Below are 5,492 nucleotides of genomic sequence, written 5' to 3' on the forward strand. Positions count from 1 at the left end.
GGGGCTCGTCGACGGCGACCTCGTCGCCGACGGCCTTGAGCCAGCGGGTGACGGTGCCTTCGGTGACGGATTCGCCGAGCGCGGGCATCGTGACGGGGGTGCCTTCGCCGCTGCCACCGGACGGAGCCGGCTCGCTGGGCGCGGGCGCCGCCTCTTCCGACGGAGCCGCGGAGGGCTCGACGGTCTCGGTGGACTCTTCCTCGGCAGGGGCGGGAGCGGGCGCCGACTGCGACGACGAGGCGCCGGCCTCGGAGCCGATCACGGCGAGCTGTCCGCCGACCTCGACGGTGTCGTCTTCCTGAGCGGTGATCTCGGTGAGCACACCGGCGACCGGCGACGGGATCTCCGTGTCGACCTTGTCGGTGGAAACCTCGAGGAGGGGCTCGTCGACGGCGACCTCGTCGCCGACGGCCTTGAGCCAGCGGGTGACGGTGCCTTCGGTGACGGATTCGCCGAGCGCGGGCATCGTGACGGGGGTGCCTTCGCCGCTGCCACCGGACGGAGCGGACTCCGCGGGAGCGGACTCGGCGGCCGGCTCCTGCGCGGCGGGCTCTTCGGCGGCAGGTTCTTCGGCGGCAGGGGCGGGCTGGTCCGAGTCGGGAGATTCGCCGGCGTCGCCGATGACGGCGAGTTCACCACCGATCTCGACCGTGTCGTCTTCCTGGGCGACGATCTTCACCAGCACGCCGGCAGCGGGCGACGGGATCTCGGTATCGACCTTGTCCGTGGAGACTTCGAGCAGGGGCTCGTCGACTTCGACCGTGTCTCCTTCCTGCTTGAGCCATCGCGTGACAGTTCCCTCGGTGACGCTTTCACCAAGCGCTGGCATCTGGACGGAGAAGGTCATGTCTGTTGACTCCTCGACGGTTGTGGTCGTGTGTGTTGAGTTTTGCCGCTCGTGGTCGCAACCATTGTGTGGTCGTTGACCATTGTGCTCGAGGACGGGGCCTCGTGCGGGTACTTCGGGTGTTCGCATGGCCGTACCAGGCGAGGCGTGGCCTGGACCATCCTTGCACTGATCCGATTCCCGCGTTCGACGAGGGGCGTGTCGGCTCACATGCCGACCACCTTGTGCGCCGTCCCACTGCGGGGGTGCACAGCCCGGTGATGCGCCCTCCCGCCGTGACGGGAGGGCGCAGGCCTCAGCCGCGTTCGGCGATGTCTTCGATCACGGTGATCATGGTGCGGACCGGTACGCCGGTACCGCCCTTGCCGACGTAGCCGTACGGGCCACCGGTGTGGAAGGCCGGGCCGGCCACATCGATGTGTGCCCACTGCACATCGTCCGCCACGAACTCCTTCAGGAACATCGCGGCCGCGAGCATGCCGCCCCAGCGATGCGGGGTGACATTCGCCAGATCGGCGACCCGCGAGTCCAGGTCGGAACGCAATTCTTTCGGCATCGGCATGGACCAACCGTTCTCGCCCACCTCCTGCGACAAGGCCGCCACCCGGTCGCGGAACTCGTCCGTGCCCATCACGCCGGGGGTGCGTGTGCCGAGCGCCACCATCTGTGCGCCCGTCAGGGTCGCGGTATCGATGAGGTAGTCGGGGTTGTCCTCGCAGGCGCGCACGATGGCGTCGGCCAGGATCAGCCGTCCCTCGGCGTCGGTGTTGATGACCTCGACGGTCGTGCCGCCGTACTGGGTGAGCACGTCGCCGGGACGCTGCGCGGTCGACGACGGCATGTTCTCGGCCATCGGCACTGTGGCGATCACATCCGCCGCGACACCCAGTTTCGCGGCCAGCACCACCGTCGCCACCACGGCGGCGGCACCGGCCATGTCGGACGTCATCGCCTCCATACCCGCTGCCGGCTTGATGGAGATACCGCCGGTGTCGAAGGTGACGCCCTTCCCGACAAGCGCGACCTTCGGCGCCTTGCGCTTCTTCGCCGAGTATGTCAGGCGCACGAGGCGCGGCGGCCGAGACGAGCCCTTACCGACACCGACGATCCCGCCGAATCCCTGCTTCTCGAGCGCCTTCTCGTCGAGTACCTCGACGTCGAGTCCCGCGGCCTTGCCGAGGGCCCGGGCCCGCTCGGCGAACTCCGCCGGATAAAGGTGACTCGGCGGGGTGTTCACGAACTCCCGTGCGGTGGCCACGGCCTCCGCGATCGCCACCGACCGGGCCAGACTCGCCTTGGTGTCGCGGGCACGCGGAGACGTGGTGAGCAGCTCGATCCGTGACGGCGGCTGCGCGTCGTCGCCGGGCGCAGACTTCTCGGAGCGAAACTCGGTGAACGTGTACGCACCGAGCGCGAACCCCTCCGCCGCGGCACCGAGGTCGACGGCCGAGAGCGTGGTCGCCACGACCTCCACCCCGGTCAGGGCGCGGGCCGCGGCTCCGGCCGAGCGGCGCACCTGCTCGGCGTCGACCTTGTCCGCAGCGCCGAGACCCACCGCGAGCACGCTCGTCACGGGCAGAGACTCCGGTGCCGGCACCCGGGTCAGTTCCTCACCTTTGCCGGTCGCGCCCACAACCTGCAACGCGTCGAGCACGGCGCCGAGGGCGGACTCGTCGATCAGACCGTCGCCGAGCAGAATTTCGGGGTTTCCGTCGCTGGATGTCAGTCCGATCACCAGTACCTCGGCTCGCTTGGATACCGATCCGGCGAGGTCGAGTTCGGGAAGGGCGGGGATGGGTGCACTCACAGGCAACTCCTATGCAGCAGGGGTGATCGTTCCGATGCTAATGATCGCGGGAGGCGGTGTCGGTCCGGTGGGCCGCCACCGAGGCGTGGGATAGCGTTTGGCGCATGAGCGAGCAGGAACTGCAGCAGGGGCCGATCCACGCCGTCCATGTCGAACTGGAGGCGACCTTCGCACCCTTCGGCGGGTGGGAGATGCCCGTCTCCTACGCCGGCACCGTGGTCGAACACACCGCCGTGCGAGAAGGCGTCGGCCTGTTCGACGTCAGCCACCTGGGTAAGGCACTGGTCTCGGGACCGGGGGCGGCGGAGTTCGTGAACTCGGCGCTGACCAACGACCTGGCCAAGATCGGACCCGGTCGCGCCCAGTACACGTTGTGCTGCACCGAGTCCGGCGGTGTTGTCGACGACCTGATCGTCTACTACGTCTCGGACGACGAATTGTTCCTCGTGCCCAACGCCGCGAACACCGGAGCCGTCGTGGAGGCACTCGTCGCGGCCGCCCCCGACGGCGTCACCGTGACGAATCAGCACCGCGACTACGCGGTCTTCGCGGTGCAGGGGCCGAAGTCGTCCGACGTGCTCGCCGGCCTCGGCCTGCCCACGGACATCGCATACATGGCGTTCGTGGATGCCGAGTGGAACGGTGTGCCGGTGCGGGTGTGCCGCAGCGGCTATACCGGCGAACGCGGCTTCGAGGTGCTGCCCCGCTGGGACGACGCCGAAGCGTTGTTCCGGGCACTCGTGTCGGCGGTGCGCGCGGCGGACGGGCAGGTCGCCGGGCTCGGCGCCCGCGACACGCTGCGGACCGAAATGGGTTATCCGCTGCACGGTCACGAGCTGTCGCTTGCGATCTCACCGGTCCAGGCGCGGTGCGGCTGGGCCGTGGGCTGGAAGAAGCCCCGGTTCTGGGGTCGCGATGCGCTGCTCGCGGAGAAGGAAGCCGGTCCGGTGCGACGGTTGTGGGGAATCAAGGCCCTCGACCGGGGCGTGCTGCGGCAGGGCCAGACGGTCCTGAAGGACGACGCGACGATCGGGGAGACGTCGTCGGGCACCTTCTCGCCGACACGGAAGGTGGGAATTGCGCTCGCGCTGCTGGATACAGCGTCCGGTGTGGCGGCCGGTGACGAGGTGACCGTCGACGTGCGCGGTCGTTCGTTGCGCGCCGAGGTGGTCGCCCCGCCGTTCGTAGAGGACCACACCAAGTAGGCGCCGATCGACGATTCGTTAGGATCGTCTGTCATGACAGGTGTCCTCGACTTCGCCCGCGTTCAGCATCCTTCCCCGAGCTCTGCGGAGCGGCGCCAGGAAATTTTGTCGAACCCGGGCTTCGGCCAGTACTTCACCGACCACATGGTGTCGATCACCTACACCGACGGTGTCGGATGGCACGACGCGAAGGTCGAACCGTACAGCCCGATCCAGCTCGACCCGGCGGCGATGGTTCTGCACTACGGGCAGGCCATCTTCGAGGGACTGAAGGCGTACCGGCAGGCGGACGGCAGCATCTCCTCGTTCCGCGTGAACGCCAACGCGGCGCGCATGAATCGGTCGGCGGAGCGCATCGCGATGCCGCACCTACCCGAGGAATTGTTCCTCCGTTCGATCACCGAACTGCTCGACGTGGATCACGAATGGGTTCCCACCGCGGGAGGCGAGGACTCGCTGTACCTGCGCCCGTTCATGTTCGCGACCGAGGCGGCACTCGGGGTGCGGCCCGCGAAGGAATACAAGTATCTGCTCATCGCTTCCCCGGCGGGCGCCTACTTCCCGCGCGGCGTCAAGCCGGTCAGCGTGTGGCTCTCCCGCGAATACGTGCGGGCCGCACCGGGCGGTACCGGCGCGGCGAAGTTCGCGGGCAACTACGCGGCGTCGCTCGTCGCGCAGGCGCATGCGTCCGAGCAGGGCTGCGACCAGGTGGTGTGGCTCGACGCGATCGAACGCAAGTATGTCGAGGAAATGGGCGGCATGAACCTGTACTTCGTGTACGGGTCCGGTGCCGACGCCCGGCTGGTGACGCCGGAACTGTCCGGGTCGCTGCTGCCCGGCATCACCCGCGATTCGTTGCTGACCCTGGCCAAGGACTCCGGTCTGCCCGTCGTCGAACAGCGCATCAGCACCGACGAGTGGCGCGACAAGGCCGCGAGCGGTGAGATCACCGAGGTGTTCGCGTGCGGCACCGCCGCGGTGATCACCCCGGTGGGCAGTGTCAAGGACAAGGACGGCGAGTTCACCATCGCCGACGGCGAACCGGGCCCGGTGACGATGGCTCTGCGCGACACGCTGACCGGGATCCAGCGCGGTACCTTCGCCGACGCCCACGGCTGGATGAGCATCCTGCGTCCCTGACGCGGAAGCGGGGGGCCGCCTGAGCGTTACAGTGCGCAGGCGGCCACCACCGCGACGAGGGCGACGGACCCTTCGAGCGCGGCTCCGAGCACGTCGCCGTTGAGGCCTCCGAACCGTGCCACGCAGTGGCGTACGAACAACACCGACAGCGCCAGCGCGGCGAGCACGGCGGCCGGGCCGAGCCACGGCAGCGCCGGCGAGACCAGCGCCGACGCCGCGGTCGCGGCGACGGCCCATCCCACGAGTACGACCGGTCGCACACTGCCGGCGACCAGCGTTCCGAAGCTGCTCCCTGCCGCGGGTGGGACCCCGTGACGGCAGGCGAGCACCACTGCGACGCGTCCGACCGCAACGGCCGTCACAATGGCGATCCATGCGCGCGCTTCGGCGAGTTCGCCCAGCGCGAGGGCCTGGACCCCGAGCACGACGATCAGGGCGACGACACCGAACGGGCCCGCGCCGCCGGAATGCATGACCTCGCGGGCTCGCTCCG

Annotated in this window: 5 protein-coding genes; 2 read left to right on the plus strand and 3 right to left on the minus strand. The window is 69.1% G+C overall.

Annotated elements, in window-relative coordinates; genetic code table 11:
* Together Q8814_RS24035 and Q8814_RS24040 are read right to left on the minus strand one after the other, a co-directional pair.
* Positions 1-847, minus strand: an 847-nt coding sequence (locus tag Q8814_RS24035; protein WP_330154486.1) for a biotin/lipoyl-containing protein, incomplete at its 3' end; no start/stop codon positions are given.
* A gap of 295 nt (positions 848-1,142) precedes the next feature.
* Positions 1,143-2,654, minus strand: a complete 1,512-nt coding sequence (locus tag Q8814_RS24040) for a leucyl aminopeptidase (RefSeq protein ID WP_330154487.1) — start codon at positions 2,652-2,654, stop codon at positions 1,143-1,145.
* A 104-nt stretch (positions 2,655-2,758) separates the two neighbouring features.
* Between Q8814_RS24040 and gcvT the strand changes: the two genes are divergently transcribed.
* Entirely contained in the window at positions 2,759-3,859 is a 1,101-nt protein-coding gene (gene gcvT / locus Q8814_RS24045; protein ID WP_330154488.1) for a glycine cleavage system aminomethyltransferase GcvT, read from the plus strand.
* Positions 3,860-3,892: 33 nt separating this feature from the next.
* Positions 3,893-4,999: a branched-chain amino acid aminotransferase gene (locus Q8814_RS24050; RefSeq protein ID WP_330154489.1), complete on the plus strand. Its 1,107-nt coding sequence runs from the start codon at positions 3,893-3,895 to the stop codon at positions 4,997-4,999.
* Between the two features lie 26 nt (positions 5,000-5,025).
* Here Q8814_RS24050 and Q8814_RS24055 read toward each other — a convergent pair.
* Positions 5,026-5,492: adenosylcobinamide-GDP ribazoletransferase (locus Q8814_RS24055; protein WP_330154490.1), on the minus strand; the 467-nt coding region annotated here is incomplete at its 5' end.

Origin of the sequence: Rhodococcus chondri (genome assembly GCF_036327435.1) — a bacterium.
GTDB classification, from domain to species: Bacteria; Actinomycetota; Actinomycetes; order Mycobacteriales; family Mycobacteriaceae; genus Rhodococcus; species Rhodococcus chondri.

Excerpts from the sequence above, each read along its gene's own strand:
- gcvT (WP_330154488.1), top strand. The coding sequence starts at position 2,759 with ATGAGCGAGCAGGAACTGCAGCAGGGGCCGATCCACGCCGTCCATGTC.
- Q8814_RS24050 (WP_330154489.1), top strand. The coding sequence starts at position 3,893 with ATGACAGGTGTCCTCGACTTCGCCCGCGTTCAGCATCCTTCCCCGAGC.